The 22,247-nt window shown below is 70.1% G+C and carries 22 protein-coding genes; 11 read left to right on the top strand and 11 right to left on the bottom strand.

What is annotated here, in order from left to right:
* Positions 1 to 42 precede the first annotated feature (42 nt).
* Both ACGFZQ_RS42955 and ACGFZQ_RS42950 read left to right on the top strand, forming a co-directional pair.
* Positions 43 to 1,788, top strand: coding sequence for a hypothetical protein (locus ACGFZQ_RS42955; RefSeq protein ID WP_393845005.1), 1,746 nt, complete (start codon positions 43 to 45; stop codon positions 1,786 to 1,788).
* A 657-nt stretch (positions 1,789 to 2,445) separates the two neighbouring features.
* The gene (locus ACGFZQ_RS42950) at positions 2,446 to 3,198 is read left to right on the top strand and encodes a hypothetical protein (protein ID WP_393845004.1); all 753 of its coding nucleotides are present in this window, start codon (positions 2,446 to 2,448) and stop codon (positions 3,196 to 3,198) included.
* Between the two features lie 599 nt (positions 3,199 to 3,797).
* On the opposite strand, the gene ACGFZQ_RS42945 is transcribed toward ACGFZQ_RS42950, so the two are convergent.
* The 4 genes from ACGFZQ_RS42945 to ACGFZQ_RS42930 all read right to left on the bottom strand — a co-directional run bounded on the left by ACGFZQ_RS42945 (position 3,798) and on the right by ACGFZQ_RS42930 (position 6,987).
* Positions 3,798 to 4,172, bottom strand: a complete 375-nt coding sequence (locus ACGFZQ_RS42945) for a VOC family protein (protein WP_393845003.1) — start codon at positions 4,170 to 4,172, stop codon at positions 3,798 to 3,800.
* A gap of 430 nt (positions 4,173 to 4,602) precedes the next feature.
* A complete protein-coding gene (locus ACGFZQ_RS42940; protein ID WP_393845002.1) occupies positions 4,603 to 4,926 on the bottom strand; it encodes a VOC family protein in 324 nt (107 codons plus the stop codon).
* A gap of 171 nt (positions 4,927 to 5,097) precedes the next feature.
* Complete coding sequence (locus ACGFZQ_RS42935; RefSeq protein WP_393845001.1) at positions 5,098 to 6,057, bottom strand: D-2-hydroxyacid dehydrogenase family protein; 960 nt, start codon at positions 6,055 to 6,057, stop codon at positions 5,098 to 5,100.
* 129 nt (positions 6,058 to 6,186) lie between these two features.
* On the bottom strand, positions 6,187 to 6,987 hold the full coding sequence (locus ACGFZQ_RS42930) for a hypothetical protein (protein ID WP_393845000.1): 801 nt from the start codon (positions 6,985 to 6,987) through the stop codon (positions 6,187 to 6,189).
* A gap of 468 nt (positions 6,988 to 7,455) precedes the next feature.
* On the opposite strand from ACGFZQ_RS42930, the gene ACGFZQ_RS42925 reads away from it, so the two are divergent.
* Complete coding sequence (locus ACGFZQ_RS42925) at positions 7,456 to 8,349, top strand: glycosyltransferase family 2 protein (RefSeq protein WP_393844999.1); 894 nt, start codon at positions 7,456 to 7,458, stop codon at positions 8,347 to 8,349.
* Positions 8,350 to 8,761: 412 nt separating this feature from the next.
* Positions 8,762 to 11,977, top strand: a complete 3,216-nt coding sequence (locus ACGFZQ_RS42920; protein WP_393844998.1) for a BTAD domain-containing putative transcriptional regulator — start codon at positions 8,762 to 8,764, stop codon at positions 11,975 to 11,977.
* Here the strand turns inward: ACGFZQ_RS42920 and ACGFZQ_RS42915 are convergent, their stop codons facing one another.
* Entirely contained in the window at positions 11,978 to 13,666 is a 1,689-nt protein-coding gene (locus tag ACGFZQ_RS42915; RefSeq protein ID WP_393844997.1) for a bifunctional 3'-5' exonuclease/DNA polymerase, read from the bottom strand. It lies immediately after the preceding gene.
* Positions 13,667 to 13,733: 67 nt separating this feature from the next.
* On the bottom strand, positions 13,734 to 14,504 hold the full coding sequence (locus ACGFZQ_RS42910; RefSeq protein ID WP_393844996.1) for a Clp protease N-terminal domain-containing protein: 771 nt from the start codon (positions 14,502 to 14,504) through the stop codon (positions 13,734 to 13,736).
* 126 nt (positions 14,505 to 14,630) lie between these two features.
* Here ACGFZQ_RS42910 and ACGFZQ_RS42905 point away from each other — a divergent pair, with 126 nt between their 5' ends.
* On the top strand, positions 14,631 to 15,761 hold the full coding sequence (locus ACGFZQ_RS42905) for a DUF2786 domain-containing protein (protein WP_393844995.1): 1,131 nt from the start codon (positions 14,631 to 14,633) through the stop codon (positions 15,759 to 15,761).
* Positions 15,762 to 15,828: 67 nt separating this feature from the next.
* On the opposite strand, the gene ACGFZQ_RS42900 is transcribed toward ACGFZQ_RS42905, so the two are convergent.
* The 4 genes from ACGFZQ_RS42900 to rpmB all read right to left on the bottom strand — a co-directional run bounded on the left by ACGFZQ_RS42900 (position 15,829) and on the right by rpmB (position 17,791).
* Complete coding sequence (locus ACGFZQ_RS42900) at positions 15,829 to 16,344, bottom strand: DUF4232 domain-containing protein (protein WP_393844994.1); 516 nt, start codon at positions 16,342 to 16,344, stop codon at positions 15,829 to 15,831.
* Positions 16,345 to 16,516: 172 nt separating this feature from the next.
* On the bottom strand, positions 16,517 to 17,161 hold the full coding sequence (locus ACGFZQ_RS42895; RefSeq protein ID WP_393844993.1) for a hypothetical protein: 645 nt from the start codon (positions 17,159 to 17,161) through the stop codon (positions 16,517 to 16,519).
* A 69-nt stretch (positions 17,162 to 17,230) separates the two neighbouring features.
* Positions 17,231 to 17,536 carry a 30S ribosomal protein S14 gene (gene rpsN / locus ACGFZQ_RS42890; RefSeq protein ID WP_393844992.1) on the bottom strand — a complete coding sequence of 102 codons (306 nt, stop codon included), beginning with the start codon at positions 17,534 to 17,536 and terminating at the stop codon, positions 17,231 to 17,233.
* 18 nt (positions 17,537 to 17,554) lie between these two features.
* Positions 17,555 to 17,791 (bottom strand): 50S ribosomal protein L28, encoded by a 237-nt coding sequence (gene rpmB, locus ACGFZQ_RS42885; protein ID WP_382533999.1) that lies wholly within the window; start codon positions 17,789 to 17,791, stop codon positions 17,555 to 17,557.
* A gap of 64 nt (positions 17,792 to 17,855) precedes the next feature.
* Here rpmB and rpmG point away from each other — a divergent pair, with 64 nt between their 5' ends.
* From rpmG to ACGFZQ_RS42860, 5 genes are all read left to right on the top strand, one after another.
* The gene (rpmG, locus tag ACGFZQ_RS42880; protein ID WP_393844991.1) at positions 17,856 to 18,020 is read left to right on the top strand and encodes a 50S ribosomal protein L33; all 165 of its coding nucleotides are present in this window, start codon (positions 17,856 to 17,858) and stop codon (positions 18,018 to 18,020) included.
* Between the two features lie 9 nt (positions 18,021 to 18,029).
* On the top strand, positions 18,030 to 18,281 hold the full coding sequence (locus ACGFZQ_RS42875) for a type B 50S ribosomal protein L31 (protein ID WP_351747185.1): 252 nt from the start codon (positions 18,030 to 18,032) through the stop codon (positions 18,279 to 18,281).
* Positions 18,281 to 19,492 carry a CobW family GTP-binding protein gene (locus ACGFZQ_RS42870; protein WP_393844990.1) on the top strand — a complete coding sequence of 404 codons (1,212 nt, stop codon included), beginning with the start codon at positions 18,281 to 18,283 and terminating at the stop codon, positions 19,490 to 19,492. The genes ACGFZQ_RS42875 and ACGFZQ_RS42870 overlap by 1 nt, the downstream gene beginning before the upstream one ends.
* 86 nt (positions 19,493 to 19,578) lie before the next feature.
* Positions 19,579 to 20,100: an SRPBCC domain-containing protein gene (locus ACGFZQ_RS42865; RefSeq protein WP_393844989.1), complete on the top strand. Its 522-nt coding sequence runs from the start codon at positions 19,579 to 19,581 to the stop codon at positions 20,098 to 20,100.
* 53 nt (positions 20,101 to 20,153) lie between these two features.
* Positions 20,154 to 20,423, top strand: a complete 270-nt coding sequence (locus ACGFZQ_RS42860; protein ID WP_351712088.1) for a DUF397 domain-containing protein — start codon at positions 20,154 to 20,156, stop codon at positions 20,421 to 20,423.
* 90 nt (positions 20,424 to 20,513) lie between these two features.
* On the opposite strand, the gene ACGFZQ_RS42855 is transcribed toward ACGFZQ_RS42860, so the two are convergent.
* On the bottom strand, positions 20,514 to 21,014 hold the full coding sequence (locus ACGFZQ_RS42855; RefSeq protein WP_393844988.1) for an ATP-binding protein: 501 nt from the start codon (positions 21,012 to 21,014) through the stop codon (positions 20,514 to 20,516).
* Positions 21,015 to 21,347: 333 nt separating this feature from the next.
* On the opposite strand from ACGFZQ_RS42855, the gene ACGFZQ_RS42850 reads away from it, so the two are divergent.
* Complete coding sequence (locus tag ACGFZQ_RS42850; protein WP_351747270.1) at positions 21,348 to 22,172, top strand: helix-turn-helix transcriptional regulator; 825 nt, start codon at positions 21,348 to 21,350, stop codon at positions 22,170 to 22,172.
* Positions 22,173 to 22,247 lie beyond the last annotated feature (75 nt).

Raw genomic sequence — 22,247 nt, 5'->3', positions numbered from 1 at the left:
GTCATATGCGTCGACGATTGTTACGCCGTCGAGTCTCGATCTGTGGATGAGATTACAGCGGCCCTAAAGGCTGACCTTCTCACTGCAGAGGACAAGGCAAAGATTGCGGGTGTGTCTGAGGTACTCTCTCCACTTGCAGAGGTAGATTTACCCACCACCCTTGCCGTCTCTCTGCTTGAGGATAACTGGGACGCAATAGGGGAAGCCCTGCAGCTGAAGATCATAGATGTGGTCGATGCGCAATTGGGGTCCCCTCTGCCTGACGAGGGTCCTGAGCAGGATCCTGACGCAGCCTCTACATTGCGCGAACTTCTGGCGAGACCCAGTGAGTATCTGACTCTCACTCTGCAGCAGTGGCGAGAGCGTCGATCAGACCTCCTGGCAGACGGGAAGAGCACACTGGTGCTTTTCGACCGGGATTTCAGCCGTGAGGGTGCAGCTACAGATGCAGGTGAGGGTGAAGTAGAAAGGCTTCTGGCCCAGGCCCCCAGTAACTGGAGAATCGGCCTGCTCACCCACACGGTCTCTAATTCCGATGCTGAGGTGACGACCTGGCGAAATCTTAGTGACAAGTTCCAGGCGAGCTCGTCACGGTTTCTTGTGATCGGGAAAGCGCGACTTTCACAGGCGCCGAAGGAGTTCCCGCGCATGCTCAAGCTGACTCTCCTTGCTCCTGCACTTGAGCAAATGCAACATCACGTCCATGAGGCGGTCCAAGAGGTGTGGACCCAAGCTCATGAGCATGCGCGTGGGATCGACCCTTACACTCTTGAGGCCGCGCTTACCGGTGATCGAATCAGGGATGGTGCTTGGGGGCCTGAGACCCTGCTTCGAGTCACGAGCGCCTTTACTCAGGACAGTGTCCGCGCCAAACTCCGAGCTAACCTCCAAGTTCATGAGTCCAGCACATTGATCACGTCGCTAAGCAGGGTCAAGCTGCCTGAGATTCCAGATCGCGATCGCGTCCGGCAAGAGCTCGCACAGATCGAGCGCCTGGAGTACTACGACTCTCCTGAGCATCTGAATGAGCTGTTCTTCCCCATTGAAGCTGGCGACATCTTTGCGCTTGAGCAGTTCGAAACGACGCCGGGTGAATTCGAGAAGGCCGACTCGGTGGATTCCGCAACTGAGGCGGGTCAGGCGCCAACGCCTGCTAGGTCTGATCCAACCCAGTATCTAATTCTCCTGGCGCAGCCGTGTGATCTGGCGATTCGCGCGAAAGGGCAGCGATCGAACGATTTGGCCTACGTGCGTGTAGCACCGCTAAAGCCTCCGACTGATCGCGTTATTTCGCAGCCGGGCGGAAGTTCGGCGACAGCGTTCGATCTTCCCTTCTTCGATAAAGATACCGGAGCGGGGGTTGAGGTAAGGCTCAGCCAGCAGCGGATTGTCCCCCTGGTAGCGCTCGATATGTGTGCGTTCAATTCTGATGGATGCGCCCGTATGGGGGTGGGTCAACATGTTTCGCACCACGTGCTCCCCAACTGGCAAAAGCGCTTCACCATTCTTCAGAAAGTGGTTCGCAAGGCTGTGCAGCAGTACTCGGGAATGCAGCCACATAGTATTCCTGAGGGTGGAGCCGAGGCGTTGACCCGAGCCCTAACAGGAACAGGAGCCTGGCCGGATCTGTCATCGCTAATATCAGTTCGCGAGAACACGATCCACTACGGAATTAGGCGGGTGACCCGCCTGAGAGAGCCCTATCGGTCTGCCTTGCTTTCACGCATGGCCCAGCGTGAAGCGAGAGATGCTTTCGATCCTAGCCTGCTGGACAAGCAGCATAATTAGGGTGCTCAACCCGGGCGAGTGCCGCCGTCCGGCCATATGACATCCACGGAGATGCCAGCCGTTTGTGCTTCGAGGACCGTGTCAGCGGTGCTGCTGCTCTTACCAGTGGAGGTTGGGCGACGAGTTCGCTGTGCCCGTGTTGTCTGCCTCGTAGCTTGCGGGTCTTTCACTTCGTGGAGGCGGACGAGGACTTCCTCGGCGGCCTCGATGAGGGTTGCGAGGTCGGGCTTCGCAGAGTGCCGTCGGTAGTCCTGTGACGGCATGACGATCTCCAGTCGCCCGCCGGCGACCAGGACGGCTTCGGCGAAGTGGGCCCATGCGCCGAGGCGATGCGGGAGACGTCGATGAGCTGGCCGTCGCCGGCGCACTGCATACCCCTTTCAGGACAGCAGCAGGTCGGGGGCCCTATCGCGGGCCTCGCGCGGGCCGTCAGACCGGGTTGTTGTTGCCCAGGTGCGCGCGTACAGCCGCCAGAGCACCACTGGCACCCTCCAATGCACGGCCGAACGCGCGGTCGGAAGCAGTCGGCAGTGAGCGCAATCGTTCTGATCTGGCTCGATTCGCCACCGAAAAGCACAAGCTGGGTTCGGCTGGTAGTGACTGTCGCAGGATGGGGCGGTCTCGTATGACGGAGTCGTTCATGTGCGGAGGGCAGCCATGGCCAAACTGACCGAGGAACAGCGCCAACAGCGTGCCGCCGCACGAGCCCGGCAAAAGGCCCTCGCGGCTGAGGAGGAAGACCGGCAGGAAATCGAGCGACGAGAGACGTGGGCCCGGGAAGGAACGTGTCTGACCTGGGAGGAGTTCGAAGCCAGGGAACCCTGTCGGGGCTGTGGCAAGCCCATGTACGACAGGTTGGGTAGCTGGTATCCGCTCATGAAGCTGTCCGAGGAAGAGCGGCGGGAGTACGAGGCTGCGGAAGCGCGCTTCAAGGAGGAGCATCCGAACTGCAGGAGCTCTCGGTGGAGCATCAGCGAGTCTCGTGTCTCTCACTGTTCACGGTGCTGCCCGCCGCCACCGCTCGGGCCCCAGATGGTCAGGAAACTCGCCGGATTCTTTGCCGCTCTGCCTTCGGAAGAGGAGCGTAAGAAGAACCTCGACGCCTGGGACCTGACCCTTACGTGCGACCACGTGGCCGAGCACATTCAGCACCGTGACCACGGCTACGTCTCTGCACGAGTCGTCGACTGCCCCGAGTGCGGTGAACGCCGCGGGGTTGTGCAAAGCGTCCGCGTGGGCCCGGCCTACACCAGCGAGGCCATCCAGGCCGGTCGCGTAGCACTGGACCAAGAGCGCCTGGCCAGCGAGTTATCAGCTGCCCAGGAGAAGCTCCGGCGTGAAGAGCGCAAAGCCGAGGCGACACGGCGCCGCATCAAGGAGATGCAGAAGCAGCTCAAGCTCGACTCCTGACGTTACGCGAAGAGTCGGACTGCGTGAGCGATGCGTGAGCGGACGGGGACGCACCCGTTGGACATGGCGTCACGCCCGCAAGGTCGACAAGCCCTTGACCAGGCAGAACCGGACCGAGCGTGATTACACGACATGATCCGTCACGATCTTGCAAGCCCTCGTAATGCGTAGGTCTCGGGTTCGAATCCCGAAGGCGGCTCCAGTGGAAACCCCAGGTCTGGCTTCTGACCTGGGGTTTCTTGTTTCAGATGGACTTGGAATCCGGGCTAATCGGGCGCCTGTGGTCTACGCATCGCAATGCGTAGGTCTGGGGTCGACCGCCACGTCGCATGGAACCGGGGTTGTCTCCTCGAGGGGATGCGGCGCGGAGAGATGAAGATGGGAACGTGGGTGATCACCCTGCGGTGATCTGCCTGCCTGTCCAACTGCCCGCCTGCCGTTGCCGGGCAGGAGCGGTTCGATCTTCTGCCACCGTGTCCGTGAACTCGTGGGTCGCCGCACCAGGGAGACCTCCTGCCCGGCGACCCACGAGTTCACCGAGCCCACCAAGAGCCGTCAGAAACGATCGAGTGGCGGACCTGGTTGCTCGGACTTGGCGACTACGCGGGCCGCCACGTGACCAGATCGAACTCGTTGCCCTCCGGGTCGGCGAGCGTGGTCCAGCGGACCTCCGGGAGATTGACCTCGTTGACCGGTTTGGCGCCCAGGCCGGTCAACCGCTCGATCTCCTCGTCGTAGTGCTCGGTGACCAGGATGGGACGGAACCTGTTGTTGGCTGGGTTGACCTCGGAGGTGGTGTGGAAAATCATCCGGGGGCCGCTCTCGTGGCCGGCGGCGTCGACCGCTGTGTCCCCGGCGACCTTGCCCGGGCTGACCGGGCGGCCGAGAGCGTTGCCCCAGAAGCCCGCCAGGGCGTCGGAATCGGTGCAGTCGATGTTCAGAGCTGCGAAACTCACACTGACGGGGTGGGTCATGATTTCTTCCTTCCGATGGGTTCACTCATGGACGACCGCGTTCGGTGTACGGCTCTGGCGCGTCGGCGAGGACAGGGTCGTGACCCGTCCTCGCGAACAGGTTCTGGTCGGTCCGCCGGGCGGCGGGAACACCTCGGGAGGCAGTTCCCTGGTCGGGAACCCCTGTGAGTGGCCGGTGGTTTCCCGCGGAACGTAGGCGCGGGCGGGGTGTAAGTGGGCTGCTTGATCCGGCGATACAGCACGGCGTTCTGTTTCGCTCGCTGTATCCGGGTTCACCAACGGAGATCAAGACGGGCCGGATTCAGGCCACCATCTCTTCCGAGCGCCTGTGCAACTAGTCATCTGGACACCCAGCAGACCGCCGGCCGCCGAAGCGGGTCATTTCTCAACCCGGCCGGACCGATCGTCCTTCCGGGTCGGTCGTACGTTGTTACGCGGTCTCGGAGATCACGTCGAATTCGTTGCCTTCTGGATCGAGGAGGGTGGTCCAGCGCATGCCGCCCGGCTTGAGATCCGCTTTCCAGGTCGCACCGAGGCCGACCAGCCGCTCGACTTCCACCTCAAGGTCCGCGGTGATCAGGTCGGGGTGCATCCGGTTCTTCGCCGACTTTCCCTCAGGGACCTGAACGAAGCACCAGCGCGGCTCGGACCGGCCGGAGTGGTGCAACCCGATGGAGGCGAACTCCTTGCTCGCGCCCGGATCCAGCTCCTGACTGAGCGCCTGGGCCCAGGACCCCCGCCGGCTGCACGCCACACGGACGGCTGCCTCGGGTACCTCGCCGGCAACCCCCGTGAGGCTCCGGCAGGGCCGTGCAGCGCGGGTCCCTGGGTCATCTCCATCTCGGCGAGTGGGCCGCTGCCTCGGAGGGCGTCTCCGGAGCCTGGTCTCAGATGCCGGTTCCGGGGCGGGGCTCACGGCGGCACGTCAGCCGAGGACCCGGATCGGGGTGCCGTCGAGGTAGGCCTGGATGTCCTCCACGGCCTGGCCGTAGTAGCGCTCGTAGTTGGCGCGGGAGACGTAGCCGAGATGCGGGGTGGCGAGCAGTCGCGGCGCGGTGCGCATCGGGTGGTCGCCGGGCAGGGGCTCCACGTCGAAGACGTCGACGCCGGCTCCGGCGATACGGCCCTCGTTCAGCGCGGCGAGCAGGGCGTCCTGGTCGACGATCGCGGCCCGCGAGGTGTTGATCAGATAGGCGGTGGGCTTGAGGAGGGCCAGTTCGGGGGCGCCGATCAGGCCCCGGGTCCGGTCGCCCAGTGCGAGGTGGACGGAGGCGAAGTCGCTGGTCGCCAGCAACTCCTCCTTGGTGGCGGCGCGTTCGACGCCGACCTCGTCCGCGCGTTCCTGGCTGAGGTTCTGGCTCCAGGCGGTGACCTTCATGCCGAAGGCCAGCCCGACCTGGGCCACCCGGCTGCCGATCTTGCCCAGCCCGAGCAGGCCGAGCGTGCGGCCGTCCAGGTCGGCGCCGACGGTGGACTGCCAGGGGCCGCCGTCGCGCAGGGCGTTGTTCTCCTGGACGATGCCGCGGGCGAGGCCCAGCAGCAGGGCCCAGGTGAGCTCGAGCGGCGGTGCCGAGGAGCTCTGGGTGCCGCACACCGTGACGCCGCCCGCCTTTGCGGCCGTGTAGTCGATCACCGAGTTGCGCATACCGGAGGCGATCAGCAGTTTCAGGCGGGACAGCCGGTTCAGCAGCGAGGCCGGGAAGGGCACCCGCTCGCGCAAGGTGACCACGAAGTCGAAGTCGGCGAGGGCCGCGGCGAGTTCGTCCTCGGTGGCGAAGTGCCCGGTGAAGGAGACGACCTCCACCCGGTCGCCCAGCGCCGACCAGTCGGCGTACGCGCGCGCCACGTTCTGGAAGTCGTCGAGTACGGCGCAGCGGAATCGCATGTCGGTTCTCCCAGATGTGCTCGCTGTCGGGGCACGAGCGCGCGCCCGGTCCGGGGGCGCCCGGCAGCACGATCCTGCCCTGGCCGGTCACGGCACCGCGGAACGGGTCGTCCTTCAGGCCGGGACGGGTCAGAGGTCGGTCGGGGCGGAGTCCCTGAGTTCTGGGAGGCGTTGGGCCAGGCGGTCGCCGAGGGCCGCGTGGCGGAACTGGTAGGTGCGGCCCAGTTGGATGAGGACGTCCCGGGTGTGGAGGGCGTCGAGGTAGGTTCCGATGCGCCAGGGGAGGTGGCCGTGCAGGGCGTGCCAGGCGTGGCAGACCGTCACCGGGATGGAGGCGGTGTAGCAGGAGGCCAGGATCCAGCCGATGGCCAGCCCGAAGAGGACGCCGTGGTGGAGGTGGAGGACCAGGACGGTCCTGCCGTCGCGGTTCAGGAGCCGGTCGCCGAAGCCGTAGACCACCGCGGCGGCGCCGGCCGTCTCCAGGAGGGTGGCGCCGACAACGCAGCCCACCAGGACGCGGCGATCGTTGCTGAGTGAACCGCGGGCCGTCGCGGAGTCGCCGTCCGGGCGGTGCTGGTTGTACCAGAGCAGCAGCCCGGCGAGGATCCCGGTCGGCACACCGAGGCAGAGTCCGAAGACCACGATCAGCGCGGTGCCGTGGCTCCAGCCGAACTGGAGGGTGAGGAACAGCCCGGCCAGACTTCCGATGCCCACCGCCGGGACGATGCCCCGGACCAGGCAGAGCCAGAGCTGTTCGAGCTGTGGACGGTTGGTCAGGGCGACCCGGCTGGCCTCGGGAGCGGCGGCCGGTTCGGACAGCCACCGGCAGGTGAGGGTGCCGAGGCCGGTGCCGATCAGCATCGAACCGTACGCCTGGAACCAGCCGCCGCCCTTGGGCAGCTGCCAGCCGGCCAGCAGCAGCGCCGCCACCACGACGGTCCCGGCGACCGGTACGGCGAGCAGCGCGCCGACGCCCGGCCCGCCGGAGACGACGGCCCGCGTAACCGACGCAGAGCTCTTCGCACGGTCCGTCCCCCCGTTCGTGTCCTGTCGTTCCTGTCCTGTGCCGACGTGCCGTCATGTCCCTTGCCGACATGGAGCCAAGTCCAGTGATGTCGTGCCTTGCGCGACGTCGTCATGTTCCGTCGTCATGTCCCATTCCCGGTGGGGGGCGCGAATCCCCCGGTTCCGGCAGGCGAATCGAACAAGGAGCTCTGGAACGGGTGGCCGTGGAGGGGAACTTATGGTCGGCGAAAATAGTCGATCAAATCATTGTCAAAGCCGACACAAAGTGGGCCCATGCCCGGAGCTTTGGGGTATCTGAGGCAACATCCTGGTGAACGGTGAGTCTCCCTCGGTCAGGCGCGGGCACCGCCGTCTGCCGGATGGGGTGAGGGCATGGTGCAGCCGAGGCTAGCGGTTGCCGTGGTGACCATGGGGAACCGGCCCGACGAAGTCGACGCCCTGCTCAGGTCCGTCGCCAAGCAGGACCTCGCCCCCGACCGCATCGTGATCGTCGGCAACGGCTGCCGGCTCCCCGAGTTCGCCCGCCGCCTCGACCTGCCCGGCGAGGTCACCACCGTCGACGTCGAGGACAACCTCGGCTGCCCCGGCGGCCGCAACATCGCCCTCGCACGGCTGCGGGCGTACGGCGACGTGGACGTCGTCGTGGAACTGGACGACGACGGGGTGCTCGTCGACGTCGAGGTGCTCCGGCAGGTCCGGGATCTGTTCGCCGCCGACCCCCGCCTCGGCATCGTCGGCTTCCGCATCGCGGACGAACAGGGCGAGACCCAGCGCCGGCACGTGCCACGCGTCGGCAACGCCGACCCGATGCGCGGGGGTTACGTCACCGGGTTCCTCGGCGGGGGGCACGCCCTGCGCATGGCCATGCTCACGGAGACCGGCGACTGGCCCGCCGAATTCTTCTTCGCACACGAGGAGACCGACCTGGCCTGGCGGGCCGCCGACGCCGGCTGGAAGATCCTCTACGCGCCCGAGCTGCTCCTCCGGCATCCCCGGACCTCGCCGGCCCGGCATGCCGTCTACTTCCGGGTGACCGCCCGCAACCGGGTCTGGCTGACCCGCCGTCGGCTGCCCCTGCCGCTGATCCCGGTCCATCTGGCCGTGTGGACGCTGATCACCCTCCTGCGTACCCGTTCGGCGGGCGGGCTGCGCGCCTGGTTCGGGGGCTTCGTGGAGGGGCTGCGCGAACCTGCCGGCGAACGCCGGCCCATGCGCTGGCGCACGGTCTGGCGGCTCACCCGGCTCGGCCGCCCGCCCGTCATCTGAGCCCGGCGACCGTACTGGAGACGGGACGAGAGTCCCGGTCGTTCACCTCCGCCGACCGGGACCCTCTCGCGTCCCCGGATCCAGGCCTGCGGCGACACTCCCCCGAGTTGCGCGGTATACACGCGCGCCGTCGGGCCCGGTCCGATGCGAAGATCACATCAGGGCGCGCCAACGGATCGCTAACATATGGCCAGCGGTTCTCCCGGAGGTCACCGACCGGCTGGCGTGAAGACGTCGTAGGACTCCGGGAACAGGCCAAAAACCCTGTGATTTCCGGCCTCGACGGCACGGAGAAGGTGGCGGGAATTCGTTCTCGACGGGATCGGATTCCGCCAGGAGCCGGGTACCGGCGGGCACCCCCGCCGTGCAGCGCGGTCGGCCATGACCGTGCGGGAAGGTGATGGGCGGAGTGATGCGGCGGTACGAGCTGCGGTTCGGACTGCTGGGACCTCCGGTGCTGTATCTCCCCGGCGGCGAAGTCCGGCCCATCGGCAGCCCCAAGGTGCGCGCACTGCTGGCCGCGCTGCTCCTGGAGGCCGGGCGGGTCGTCTCCGTCGAGTCGGTCAAGGACGCGCTGTGGGACGGGGCGCCCCCGGTGTCCGCGCACGCCTCGCTGCACAACCACGTCACCCGACTGCGCCGGCTCCTCGACGACCCGGAGCGGCTGCGCGCCGTACCGCCCGGGTATCTGCTGCGCGTCGACGACGGTGAGCTGGACGTCGACGTGTTCGACACGTGGGTGGCGTGGGCGCGCGCGGCGCACGGGCGCCGGGAGTGGGCGCCGGTGCTGCGCGCCTGCGCCGACGCGCTCGCGCTCTGGCGCGGCAGCCCGCTCTGCGGCCTCCCCGCCGACTTCGGCGGCTACGCCTTCGTGCAGCGCCTGGAGGAGGCCCGGCTGCTCCTGCTGGAGTGGCGTTACGACGCGGAGCTCGCCCTCGGCGGCCCGCGACTGGGCGGTGTCGTACCCGAGTTGGCGGCGCTGGTCGCGGAGCACCCGCTCCGTGAGGCCTACCACCGCCAGCTGATGCTCGCCCTCCACCGCACCGGCCGCCAGGCCGAGGCCCTCGCCGTCCACCGCGACCTGCGCAACCGCCTGATCGAGGAACTCGGCGTCGAGCCGGGGGCGCCGGTACGCGAGGCCCATGTGGAGGTGCTGCGGGGGAGCGGCGGGGTGGGGGAGACCGGCGGCGGGTCGTACGAGGGCGTGCGGGGCGACGGTGTGCCCTACCGGGGTGGGCCGGCCGCGCGGGTCTCGGGCGAGGGTGTGCGGGACGCGGGCATGTCACGCGAGGGGGTGCGTGAAGGTGGTGAGACGGGTGTGGGGGCGTCGTGGCCGGTCGCGCAGTTCCCCGCGCCTCTGACGGGCGCGTCGGCGGACCGCCGGTCGGCGGACGAGGGCGCTGACGCCGGTGCGGGGTACGGCCCGGATGAGGAGCGGCCCGCCGGTCCCGGTTCTGCGCGCGGCGCCTTCCCGGCGCCCCGGCCCGCTCAACTTCCCCCGCCCCCGGCCTACTTCACCGGACGCGCCGCCGTCCGGGAAGAGCTGGGCGGTGCCCTCACCGCCGCGCCCGCCCCGGCCGTCGCCGTCGTCAGCGGTATGGCCGGGGTCGGCAAGAGCGCACTCGCGCTGCATGTCGCCCATCAGCTGCGGGAACGTTTCCCTGACGGCCAGCTCTACGTCAACCTGCACGGCGCGGCCCCTGGCGTGCCCCCGCTCGCCCCCGCCCAGGCGCTCGCCGCGCTGCTGCGGGACCTCGGCGCCGACCCCCGGCACATCGCCGAACACCCGGACGCGGCCGCCGCGTTGCTGCGCTCCCTGCTCGCGCCGACCCGCACCCTGCTGCTGTTCGACGACGCCGCGAACGCCGCCCAGGTGCGGCCGCTGCTCCCCGGCGGCCCCGGCTGCGCGGTGATCGTCACCAGCCGTTCGCCGCTCACCGCGCTCGACGGCGCCCGCCGTTTCCCGCTCGGACCGCTGACCGGCGAGGACAGCGCGGCCCTGCTGCGCACGGTCAGCGGGCGGGACGAGATCGACGCCGGTCACCCGCTCGTCGGCCTCACCGGCCGGCTGCCGCTCGCCCTGCGGGTGGTCGCCGCCCGGCTGGCCGCCCGCCGTGCCCTCACCCCCGAGGTGCTGGCCGGTCAACTCGCCGCCACCGAGGGCAGGTTGCAGCACCTCGAATACGACGACCTGAGCGTGAGGCGCTCCCTCGCCGTCGCCCATGACGCCCTCGCCGCCTCCGACCGGGCACCCGACCGCGACGCCGCCCTCGCCCTGCGCCACATCGGCGCCCTCGACCTGCCCACCTACGGCGCACCCCTGATCGCCCGCCTCACCGGCACCGACGCCCGCCGTGCCGAGGCCGCCCTGGACCGGCTGGTCGACGTGGCCCTCCTGGAGGAGACCGCCTACGGCCGCTACACCCCGCACGACCTGGTACGGGACTTCGCACGGGAGCTGGCCGAGGGGACCGGCCGGACCGACCGCACCGAAGCCGCACTCACCGCCCTGCGCTGGTTCGCCGCCGTCGCCGAACTCGCCCTCGTCGCCATCCTCGAACCCGGCCTCGAACAGGGCGACCGGCTCCGCCCCACCACCGCCCAGCCCGCCGAACACCAGCCGTACACCGCTGCCTTGCCCCCCTTCGAATGTGCCGAGCATGCCTTCGCCTGGGGCGACCTGGAGCTGGAGAACATCGTCGCTCTGGTGGAGCGGTACGCCGACACCGCCGACCCGCGGATCAGCGCCCACCTCTCCACGCTCGTCCGGCTGCTCTTCCCCTATGTCCTGCGCAGCGGCCGGGTAGCCGAGATGGAGGTGCTCGGCACGGCAGGTCTGGCCGCCGCCCGGCGCCTGGGCGACGAGCCCGCCGAGGCCTACGCCCTGGGCGACCTCGCCGGGCTGCACTTCCTGACCGGCCGCCAGCGGGAGGCCCTCGCCCTGACCGACCAGGCCCTCGCCGTCTGGCGGCGGCTGGACGTGGTGTCCTGGATCCGGCGCTGCCTGAACAACCGGGGGCTGCTCCTTGAGGGGCTCGGACGGTACGACGAGTCGGGCGAGGCGCTGCGGCAGAGCCTGGAGTACTCCCGGCAGCTGAACGACCCCTACGGCGAGGCCGTCACCCACAGCCACCTCGGCAACCTCTACGAGCACACCGACCCCCGCGCCGCCATCGAGCAGCACCGGCGCTCACTGGCGATCGGGGACGCCATCGGCGCCGTCATCGTGCAGCACTCGGCGCACTGCAACATCGGCTACGCCCATCTCGCCCTCGGCGAACCGGCGGCCGCCGCCAGGCACTTCGAGGAGAGCCTGCGCATCCTCGGCCGCCACGGCGACTGGCACGGCGAGTCCCAGACCCGGCTCGGCCTGGTCCGCGCGCTGCGCGAGCTCGGCCGCACCGACCGCGCCCACCACGAGTGCGCCGAACTCCTGCACCGCGCCGACGCCCGCGCCGACCGCTACAGCGGCGGTCTCGCCCGCCACCAGCTCGGTCTGCTCCTGCGCGAGCAGGGGCGTACGGACGAGGCGTACGACGTCTGGCGCGCGGCCCTGGCCGCCCTGGACGGCACGGACGAGCCCACCGTCCTCGTGGAGCTGCGCGAGCTGCTGGCGCCCGGCGACTGATCACTTCGCGTCGGCATAGCACTCCACCACCGCCGTCGTGAACGGGAAGCGGACCGGCGTCTCCCCGAACGTCAGCCGTCCCGCCAGGTCGGCCGCCTCCCGGATCGCCGCCACGACCGCCCCGGTCTCCTCCTCGGGACAGTGCACGATCACCTCGTCGTGCTGGAAGAAGACCAGCTCGGCCGCCAGGTCCGCACAGGTCCGGCGCAGCGCCGCGAGCATCAGCAGAGCCCAGTCGGCGGCGCTGCCCTGGACGACGAAGTTGCGGGCGAAGCGGCCTCTGGCACGGGAGTTGGTGGACGCGTAGCCCGGTACCCAGCCGTCGGCCGCGGGCTCCTCCGCTTCCTGCTGGGGCATGCCCGCCTCCTCCGTGCCGTCGCCCGCACCGGCCGCCGGCGGACAGGTCCGGCCCAGCCAGGTCCGCACCAGCCGGCCCTCCTCGCCGGCCCGCGCCGCGTCGTCGACGTAGGCCACCGCCCGGGGGAAACGGCGTCTGAGAGCGGCCAGGTTCTTCAGGCCGTCGCCGGAGGTCTGGCCGTAGACCGCGCCCAGGACGGCGAGCTTGGCCTGTCCGCGGTCGCCGGAGAAGGCGCGGTCGGACACGGACTGATAGAGGTCGGTCTCCCGCCCCGCGACCTCCATCAGCCCGGGGTCGCGGGAGATCGCCGCGAGCACCCGCGGCTCCATCTGGTCGGCGTCGGCGACCACCAGCCGCCAGCCGGGGTCGGCGACCGCGGCCCGCCGGATCACCTTGGGGATCTGCAGCGCGCCCCCGCCGTTGGTCACCCAGCGCCCGGTGACCGTGCCGCCCGCCTGGAACTCGGGCCGGAACCGGCCGTCGCGCACCCAGTCCTGCAGCCAGGACCAGCCGTGCGCCACCCAGATCCGGTACAGCTTCTTGTATTCGAGGAGCGGTTTCACCGCCGGGTGGTCGATGCCGGAGAGCTCCCAGCGGCGGGTGGACTTCACCTTGATCCCGGCCTGGGCGAAGGCCTTGATCACATCGGCGGGCAGATCCGGGCGCACCCGCCTGCCGAACGCGGCCGACACCTCGTCCGCCAGCTCGGCCAGCCGGCGGGGCTCACCACCGCCCGCGTACCGCTCGCCGAGCAGTTCGCGCAGCACCCCGCGGTGGACCTCGGCGCTCCAGGGCAGGCCCGCGCGGTTCATCTCGGCGGCGATCAGCATCCCCGCCGACTCCGCGGCCGTCAGCAGCCGCATCCGGTCCGGGTGTTCGGCCCGGTCGTGGCGGCGCTGCTGCTCGGCGTAGACCGCGAGGAGTTCGTCGAGCGTCAGGCGGGCGGTGCCCTGCGGCTCGAACAGCGGGGACTGCGCGCCCGGTTCGGCCGAGCGCTGTGGTGGATCGGGCGGTACGGGGCCGCCACGGAGGCGGGCCAGGGCGGCGGCGGCCGAGTGCGGCTCACCGGACCGTCCCTCGTGGCCCAGCAGGAGGGTTTCGGCGTCCTCGATGTCGTAGCACCGCTCTACTCGCACCCCCGTGGCGAGCAGACGCGGGTAGACCTCGGGGGTCGACCGCCACACCCAGCGCGTGACCTCCGGGCGGCCCCTGACCGCCCCGGCGAGATCGGACTCCCGCCGCACCGGCCCGGCGGGCAGCCCGTCCGGACCGAGGGGGGCGACATCCACGCCACCGTCCTCGGCCGGAGCGAGGGCCCACCGGTCGGTCATGCTGCGAGTGTGCCACCCGGCACTGACAATGGCTCTGACCTGCGGGTTCAGCGTCTCGATAGGCTTCTCAGCCCGCCTCGCCCTCCTCCGGCTCGCCCGCCGTCTCCGCCGCCGCGTTCTTCTGTTCCAGCAGCAGTCCCAGTGCCTTGGCGATGTACGCCTCGGTGGCCGGCTTGGTGATGCCGAGGCCACTGAGGACGCCCTCGCCGTTCTCGTGTTCCAGGAGGGCCAGCAGCAGGTGTTCGGTCCCGATGTAGTTGTGGCCGAGGCGCAGGGCCTCGCGGAAGGTGAGTTCCAGGGCCTTCTTGGCCTCCGGGCCGTAGGGGATGAGATCGGGGACGTTCTCGGCGGCCGGCGGGAGCGCGGCCGTCGCCGTCTGGCGCACGGTGTCCAGCAGGACGCCCTGCGCGACGATCGCCTTCGCCGCGATGCCGTCCGGCTCGGAGAGGAGACCGAGGACCAGGTGCTCGGGGCGGCCCTCGGGGTTGCGTGCCGCGATCGCCTCGTTGTGGGCCGCCATGACCACGTTCTTCGCGCGTGGGGTGTAGCGGCTGAAGCCCTGGCTGGGGTCGAGGTCGGCCGACTCCTTGGGCACGAAGCGCTTCTGGGCCGCCTGCCGGGTCACGCCCATGCTCTTGCCGATCTCGGTCCAGGACGCGCCCGAGCGCCGGGCCTGGTCGACGAAGTGGCCGATCAGATGGTCGGCCACGTCGCCCAGGTGATCGGCGGCGATCACCGCGTCCTGGAGCTGGTCGAGGGGTTCGGGGTGAACCGTCTTGATCGCCGCGATGAGGTCGTCGAGGCGTACGGATGCCGTGATGTTCGGGTTGGTCGCCATGCGTCAACCGTAAGTTGACACCCTGAGGATGTCAACCTTCGGTTGACGCTGCGGGCTGTCGGACAGTTGTCCACAGGGTGTGGACGGCCGTCCGGTGCTGTCGGTGGCGCGTGGCACGATCGACGTGTGACCAGCAGCCAGCCCACCACCGTCGACCGAGCCTTCCAGAGCGCCCTGTACGACGGCACCGACTCCGGCCTCGACACGGGCGCGTCCCTCCTCGCGGCCGATTTTGGCGCGGACGCGGAACTCGCGCGCCGGGGCCGGGAGTTCGTCGCCGCGGCCTGGCGGCGCGGCTGGCAGCCCGCCGACGTCGTACGACTGGTGCGGCGCGAGTTGGACGACCCGCACGTCCGGCTGGCGGCCGGGCTGATCCGGGCGCAGGCACCGGACGACCGGCGGCGTGACCCCCGCTGGCAGGCGCAGCTGGACGCGCTGCCGGACGGCCACGCACGCGCGGGTGACCGTTTCTCGTACGCCACCGCCGTCCTGGAGCTGTACCGGCTGCTGCTGCGGCTGCCCGCCCTGGAGCCCCTCGACGAGTCCGGGCCCCGCGCGGCCCCGCACCGGCCGGAGTCCCGCATGCTCACCCGGATCCGCGCGCTGCTCGCCAAGGCCGAGGCGACCGGCTTCCCGGAGGAGGCGGAGGCGCTCAGCGCCAAGGCGCAGGAGCTGATGGCCCGGCACAGCGTCGACGAGGCGCTGCTCGCGGCGGGGGCGCCCGCGCCGGACGCGCCGGGAGCCTGCCGGATCGGGGTCGAGCCGCCGTACGAGCAGGCCAAGGCGGTGCTGCTGGACGCGGTCGCCACGGCCAACCACTGCCGGGCGGTGTGGAACGAGCCGCTGGCCTTCTCCACGGTCGTCGGCTTCGAGGCGGACCTGGAGGCGGTCGAACTGCTCTACACCTCGCTGCTGGTGCAGGCCACGCACGCGATGACGAAGGCGGAGGCGGCGCAGCGGGCGGGCGGCCGGAAGCGGACGAAGACCTTCCGGCAGTCCTTCCTGGCGGCGTACGCCCACCGGGTCGGTGACCGGCTGGCGGCCGCCGCGCGGGCGGCCGTCACCGGGACCGAGGCGCCCCAGGACCTGTTGCCGGTCCTGGCCACCAGGGAGATGGCCGTCACGGACCACATGGAGCGGATGTTCCCGGAGACCACCACGACCCGCCTGCGCGGGGTGACCGACGAGGCGGGCTGGACGGAGGGCACGAGAGCGGCGGACCGGGCCCAGGTCCACTCACGCTCCCCACTGCCCTAGGCCCAGCGCGCGATCCGGCCCGGCCCGGCTCGGTCCGGTCCAACCCGGTCCGGCCGCCCGCCCGGAATCAGTCCCCTGCCTGCTGGAACGTCCCCACCGTCGCGTCCGGCTTGTCCGCGGAGCCCTTGCCGGCCACCGGCCCGTACTTCCAGGGGAAGCTCTCCGTCGCGTCGCTCCCCGGCAGGGACACCGTCACCGACGTGGCCGCGAGGCTCGCCTTGTCGCCGTCCTTGCCGCGCACGTAGCTGATCGAGAACGTCGCGGAGTCGCCCTTGGCGAGCTTGAGCTTCTCGGGCTTCGCGCCCGACAGGGCGGCCACCGTCGCCGACGTGCCGCCCGCCTTCAGCGTGACGCCGGGAAAGCCGTCCAGCGTGCACGGCGCGCTCTGGTTCGTGAGGGACACCGGCACCTCGCCGGTGTCCCCCGCGGCCGGCGCGACGCTCGCGGAGCCGACCTGGACGGAGACCTTGCCGACCTCGCAGGCCGTGCTGTTCTTGCCACTGGCGCCGGCGTTGCCGTCGTCGCAGGCGGTCAGGGCGAGGGCGGCGGCGAGGGCTGTGACGGTGAGCGGAATGGCGCGCATGAGCAGATCCCCATCGAGGTCGTGGCGGTGTCCCAGCATCATCACGCCCCTGCCGGGGTGCCGCGCGCCCGCCCCCGCCCTCGACCGCCTCGCGCCGTACTTCCACCGGTCGGCGTGGGCCGCTGAAAGTACGCCTCAGCCGTCGGATACGCCCCGATTGCCCCTGTAATCCCTACTGTCCAAGGCTTGCCGTCGGCAGCCCCGACGGCAGCTTGCCGCCCTCCGCCTTGGTGTAGGTCTCCTCGCCGGATTTTCCGGACCAGGTGACCTTCATGCCGCTCTTGCTGACCGAGTCGACCATTCCGGTGACCCGGTCCTTGCCGCCGCCCGTACAGGTGAGGTGGATCATCCGCATTCCGGCCTCCTCGCCGGCGGTTCCGCTGCACACGGACCCGCCGGTCTCGAAGAGCCCGGCCTGCTTGCCGGTGATCACAAGGGCGACGATCTTGCCACCGCTCGTGGTGATCCAACTGCCCTGCAGCGCGTCGGACGAGGCCGTGGCGCCGTCCGATCCGGACGTGGCGGTCGCCGCCGCGGACGTGCCCGACGAGGTGGCCGAGGAGTCGCCGGAGCCGCCCGAGTCGCCGCCGCTGCTGCACGCGGCCAGCGCAAGCGCGCCCACCAGCGCCGCCGCGGCGGCGGCCACGATCCGCGCGGTCGGCCGCACGGCCGATGCGGCCGTCGAGGCCGATGCCCCGCGCGCCGCGGCCGAGGCCCCGGCGGAAGCCGCCTCCGTGTGGGCCGCAGCAGCAGTCGCGGCCGAAGCCGCGGCCGTCTCCGTGTGCGTCGTAGCCGTACTCGCCATAGCCGTGGTCACCGCAACGCTCCCAAGCTCTAGGGGGTCGGCCGCCCGTTCGCCCGAACGACAGCGGCAAGCTACCAGCAGTCACCAGGAGGATTTGCGGACGCCGGGTAGGTATCCGCTGTGAGCCTGCTCCCGCAGATTCACGCGGGACAGACCGAAAGCACGGAAGTAGCCGCGCGGGCGGCCGTCCACCTGGTCGCGGTTGCGTACGCGCGTGGCGCTCGCGTCACGCGGCTGCCTGCGCAGCTCGCGCTGGGCGGCGAGCCGCTCGGCCGCGGTGCCGGCCGGCCGGCGGAGGATCTCCTTCAGTTCGGCCCGGCGGGCGGCGTGGCGGGCGACGATCTCCTGCCGCCGCACGTTCTTCGCGATCTTGCTCTTCTTCGCCATATCGGTGCCCCGCCCCCGTCAGACCTTCACGCCCCGCGCGCGGATGCGCGCCACGGCCGCCGCCACGCCGATCGTGTCGACCGTCTTCACGGCACGGGCGCTCAGCCGGAGCCGTACGTGCCGGTTCTCGTCCGGCAGCCAGTAGCGCCTGGTCTGGATGTTGGGGTCGAAGCGGCGGGAGGTCCGCCGGTGGGAGCGCGAGATCCGGTTGCCGAAGCCGGGCCGGGCGCCGGTCAGCATGCAGTGCGCGGACATGGTGACGTACCTCTCGTCCGGGAAGTTAGTGCTAATGGGATTCATTTTCAGTAATGTAGCAGCCATGGCACGCAACGAACTCCGTCCGGTCATCAGGCTCCGGTCCGCCGCAGGGACCGGCTACACCTACGTGACCCGCAAGAACCGCCGGAACGACCCGGACCGTATGACCCTGCGCAAGTTCGACCCGGCGGCCGGCCGGCACGTCGACTTCCGAGAGGAGCGCTGAACCACCGCCATGCGCAAGGGAATCCACCCCGCCTACGGCCCGGTCGTGTTCCGTGACCGCGCCGCCAACCACGCCTTCCTCACCAGCTCGACGATGACGAGCGAGAAGACGATCGAGTGGGAGGACGGCCGGACCTACCCGGTGGTCGACGTCGAGATCTCGAACGTCAGCCACCCCTTCTACACCGGCACCGCCCGTGTCCTGGACACCGCCGGGCGCGTGGAGCGCTTCGAGCGGCGGTACGGAAGGCGGCAGGGCTGATGCTCCCCGCCTCCCCGCTCCCCGTCGTGATCGTCGGCGGGCTGCACGCCGACGCCCGCAGGCAGGCGGTCGCCCGGCTGCTCGCCGACGTCCCCGGCGCGGTCGTCCTCCACCACGACCTCTCGACGGCCGCCGAGGGCATGGTCGTACGCACCGTCCGGGACGCCACCGGCCCGCTGTCCACCGCCGAGACGCCCCTGGTCGACGACTGCGCCTGCTGTGCCCTGCGCGAGGACCTGGTGCCCGAACTGCGCCGGCTCGCCGCCGACGGCGTCAACCGGCTCGCGATCGTCGAGCTGTGGGACTCCGTCGAGCCCAAGGCGATGGCCGAGGTGATCGTCGCGGGCGGGCTCACGGTCACCGGTGTGATCACCGCCGTCGACCCGGCGCTGCTGCTGCCGTACCTCGGCAACGGAGACGACCTCGCCGACACCGGCCTGGCCGCGGCCGCCACCGACCGGCGCACGGTCGCCGACACCTTCGCCCGGCAGCTGGAGTACGCCCCCGTCCTCGCCGTCGTCGACTCCCCGGAGGCCGACGACGAGGACCGCGAACTGCTCGCGCAGCTCCACCCCACGGCCCGGCGAGTCCCCCTCCCGGGCGGCCCCCCGGCAGCCCGCCGAGTCCTCCTGCCGGGCGGCCACCCGGGGGACTCGGCGGGCCCCCGGCCGGACACCCCGCTGGCCCGGGCCGCCCTCGCCGGCTTCGACGTCGAGGCGGCCGCCGCCGCCCAGCACCCGGCCTGCGCCCTGCTGCCCGCCGAGGCCGACGGCCACGGTGTCACCACCGTGGTCTGGCACCGCAGGCGCCCCTTCCACCCCGAGCGGCTGTACGCGGCCCTGGAGGACCTGACCTGTGCGGCCGCCCGCAGCCGGGGCCGGTTCTGGCTCGCCGAGAAGCCCGACGTGCTGCTGCACTGGGACGCGGCGGGCGGCGCTCTCTGCGTGGAGAGCGCCGGGCCCTGGCTCGCCGCCCTCCCGGACGCGGCCTGGGAGCTGGTCCCGCCGGTGCGCCGGGCCGCCGCCGCGCTGGACTGGCATCCGGAGCACGGCGACTGCTGCCAGCACCTCGTCTTCACGTCCCCCGGCCTCGACCGTGACGGGCTCGAACGGCTGCTGGAGTCCTGCCTGCTGACCGACGCCGAGTACGCCGGCGGGCGCGCCGCCTGGAAGCGGCTGCCGCCCGCCTTCGACACCCTCCTGGAGGCCTGACCCCGCCCTGCCCCGCACGACCGCCCGCCGGCCGGCGAAGAACCGGCCCAACCCGCCGGCCCGGGCGGGCGTGATCTACCATTCGCGTGGACCGGTTCCTTCCGCATCCGCCCGCGAAGGTCTGGCGCGCCCTGGCGGAGCCCGATCTGCTCGTGCAGCGGCAGATGCAGGGGGCCGTGAACTTCCGTCTCGAGGTCGGTCACCGGTACCGGATGAGGTCGGTCCACCGTCCCGGTACCCGCTTATCCGGCCTCGTCGACGAGCGGTTTCCCGCCTGCGACCCGGAGTGGATGCCGTCCGTCCAGTGGTCCGATCCCGATCCGGCCAATCTCGCTCACTGGACCATCACATGGACGTTGGAACACCAGGGCCGCGGTACGCGTCTCTTCCTAGTACATGAGGGGTTCGATCCGGACGACCCGGCGCAGATGGTGGCGCGCAAGATCATGGACGAGGCCGGCGGTCGCATGTCTGTGCAGCTCTGGGGCAGACGCTGGAACAGCTTGGGTAAAGCGGGCGTCAAAGCTGTAACCGGAGGAACACCCCGCGTGCACGTGCATCTGCTCATGCATCTGCACGTGAACAGGGTTATGATCCGGGACAGTTGACCGCAGCATCAATGGCCACATCAGCCAGTTAGTGCACCACCGGGGAGCGACCTGTGGACCTCGACGTTGACGGCGTGTACGGGGGGTTTGACGTGTACAACGGCATGGCTGCGACGCAGCTGGACGGAGTGGCCTGGCAGAAGAGCAGGCACAGCAACTCGCAGGGTTCCTGCGTCGAGTTCGCGCGGTTGCCGGGCGGTGACGTGGCGGTCCGCAACTCGCGCTTCCCGGACGGCCCCGCGCTCGTCTACACCCGCGCGGAGATCGAGGCGATGCTTCTCGGCGTCAAGGACGGCGAGTTCGATCACCTGATAGTGAGCTGAGGCCGGGCGTATCAGGAGAAACCCGGCGCATTCATCGCAGAGTGCACGGTAACGCGCGTAGAAACCCGGCGTCCGAAGACGCCGGGTTTCCTATTCGGTGGGCTGCAGCCGGAACAGGGCCCATACGACCTTGCCGCTGAGCGTGCCCGCCAGCGGGTGCCAGCCCCAGCTGTCGCTGAAGGAGTCGACCAGGAACAGCCCGCGGCCGGACTCCGCCGAGGAGTCGTCGGAGTCCCCGGGGACGGGGGTGCCGTGGCTCGGGTCGCGCACCGCGCACACCAGCCGCTCGGTCCACCGCATCAGGTGCAGCCGCACGGCCGGCGCCTGCGGCGCGACGGGGTGCTCGGACTCACCGGGCACCGCATGCCGCAGGGCGTTGGTGACGAGTTCCGAGACGACCAGGCAGACGTCGTCGAAGCGCTCGCCGACGTCCCACTGGTCGAGTGTTCTCCGGGTGAACAGCCGGGCCTCACGCACCGCTTCGTAGCGGGCCGGCAGGGCGCAGGAGGCGGCGTTGGACACGGCCGCGGGATCAAGCGGCGGAAGGCCCTGCCGTAATGGCTTGAGCATGGTCGATCCATTCGTCCCCATGCGAGGCACTCCCGGGAATTCGCGGTCGTTGCGATGCAGCGGTGGCGCGGGACCATGGTTTCGGATGCGCACAGCAGATGCAAGGGCAGATGCACGTGCACGCGACCGAATTGGACCCTCCCGTACCGCTTGTTGGCCATTTTTTCCGCCAACTTGCAGCCGATGGCTCACTACCTGCTTGCAACTTCCTGTGCTTAAACTTTGTCCGCTTTCCGTTTCCGTAACCGGACGAGTACTGCTCGGAGTGTTTTAGTGGCAGACTGCGGGCCCTGAAGACGGTTGGGGAGGCTGGCGAACGTGAGCGCGGGAGAGCCCGGATCGGTGGTGCGGCGAATGCTGCTCGGCTCGCAACTCAGGCGGCTGCGTGAGGCCCGGGGCATCACCCGCGAGGCCGCGGGGTACTCGATCCGTGCCTCCGAATCGAAGATCAGCCGTATGGAGCTGGGCCGGGTGAGCTTCAAGACAAGGGACGTGGAAGACCTGCTGACGCTGTACGGCATCACCGACGAGGCCGAGCGCGAACAGCTCGTGTCCCTCGCCCGGGAGGCCAACGTGGCGGGCTGGTGGCACAGCTACTCGGACGTCCTGCCGAGCTGGTTCCCCACCTATGTCGGCCTGGAGGGCGCGGCACATCTGATCCGCGCGTACGAGGTGCAGTTCGTGCACGGCCTCCTCCAGACCGAGGAGTACGCGCGCGCCGTGGTGCGGCGCGGCATGAAGGGGGCCAGCGAGGAGGATGTCGAGCGCCGGGTCACCCTGCGCATGGAGCGGCAGAAGTACCTGGTGGCCGAAAACGCCCCCGACTTCCATATCGTCCTCGACGAGGCCGCCCTGCGCCGGCCCTACGGCAGCCGCGAGGTGATGCGGGGTCAGCTCCAGCATCTCGTCGAGATCTCCGAGCGGTCCAACGTACGGCTCCAGATCATGCCGTTCAGCTTCGGCGGCCACTCCGGCGAGGGCGGCTCCTTCACGATCCTGAGCTTCCCGGAGTCCGACCTGTCCGACGTGGTCTACCTGGAGCAGCTCACCAGCGCCCTCTACCTCGACAAGCGCGAGGACGTCGCCCAGTACGAGCAGGCGCTCAAGGAGCTCCAGCAGGACAGCCCCGGACCGGACGAGAGCCGGGACCTGCTGCGCGGGCTGCTCCAGCTGTCGTAGATATATCGACGTACCGGGGGATTACCCTCGACCCCGCCGGGAGATCGCGAACTGATGTCCCAACTCCCCTGTCAC

This window comes from Streptomyces sp. NPDC048254 (genome assembly GCF_043201895.1).
In the GTDB taxonomy this organism is placed as follows: domain Bacteria; phylum Actinomycetota; class Actinomycetes; order Streptomycetales; family Streptomycetaceae; genus Streptomyces.
Note: the sequence above shows the minus strand (reverse complement) of the source record. Positions and strands in the feature narration are given on the sequence as shown.

Bases quoted from the DNA above. Each gene is read 5' to 3' on its own strand.
- ACGFZQ_RS42945 (WP_393845003.1), bottom strand. From the start codon at position 4,172: ATGACCCACCCCGTCAGTGTGAGTTTCGCAGCTCTGAACATCGACTGC.
- ACGFZQ_RS42870 (WP_393844990.1), top strand. From the start codon at position 18,281: ATGCTCCCCGCCTCCCCGCTCCCCGTCGTGATCGTCGGCGGGCTGCAC.
- rpmG (WP_393844991.1), top strand. From the start codon at position 17,856: ATGGCACGCAACGAACTCCGTCCGGTCATCAGGCTCCGGTCCGCCGCA.
- ACGFZQ_RS42875 (WP_351747185.1), top strand. From the start codon at position 18,030: ATGCGCAAGGGAATCCACCCCGCCTACGGCCCGGTCGTGTTCCGTGAC.
- ACGFZQ_RS42915 (WP_393844997.1), bottom strand. From the start codon at position 13,666: ATGACCGACCGGTGGGCCCTCGCTCCGGCCGAGGACGGTGGCGTGGAT.
- ACGFZQ_RS42855 (WP_393844988.1), bottom strand. From the start codon at position 21,014: ATGGGGACGAATGGATCGACCATGCTCAAGCCATTACGGCAGGGCCTT.
- ACGFZQ_RS42935 (WP_393845001.1), bottom strand. From the start codon at position 6,057: ATGCGATTCCGCTGCGCCGTACTCGACGACTTCCAGAACGTGGCGCGC.
- ACGFZQ_RS42900 (WP_393844994.1), bottom strand. From the start codon at position 16,344: ATGCGCGCCATTCCGCTCACCGTCACAGCCCTCGCCGCCGCCCTCGCC.
- ACGFZQ_RS42910 (WP_393844996.1), bottom strand. From the start codon at position 14,504: ATGGCGACCAACCCGAACATCACGGCATCCGTACGCCTCGACGACCTC.
- ACGFZQ_RS42925 (WP_393844999.1), top strand. From the start codon at position 7,456: ATGGTGCAGCCGAGGCTAGCGGTTGCCGTGGTGACCATGGGGAACCGG.
- rpsN (WP_393844992.1), bottom strand. From the start codon at position 17,536: ATGGCGAAGAAGAGCAAGATCGCGAAGAACGTGCGGCGGCAGGAGATC.
- ACGFZQ_RS42920 (WP_393844998.1), top strand. From the start codon at position 8,762: ATGCGGCGGTACGAGCTGCGGTTCGGACTGCTGGGACCTCCGGTGCTG.
- ACGFZQ_RS42950 (WP_393845004.1), top strand. From the start codon at position 2,446: ATGGCCAAACTGACCGAGGAACAGCGCCAACAGCGTGCCGCCGCACGA.
- rpmB (WP_382533999.1), bottom strand. From the start codon at position 17,791: ATGTCCGCGCACTGCATGCTGACCGGCGCCCGGCCCGGCTTCGGCAAC.
- ACGFZQ_RS42850 (WP_351747270.1), top strand. From the start codon at position 21,348: ATGCTGCTCGGCTCGCAACTCAGGCGGCTGCGTGAGGCCCGGGGCATC.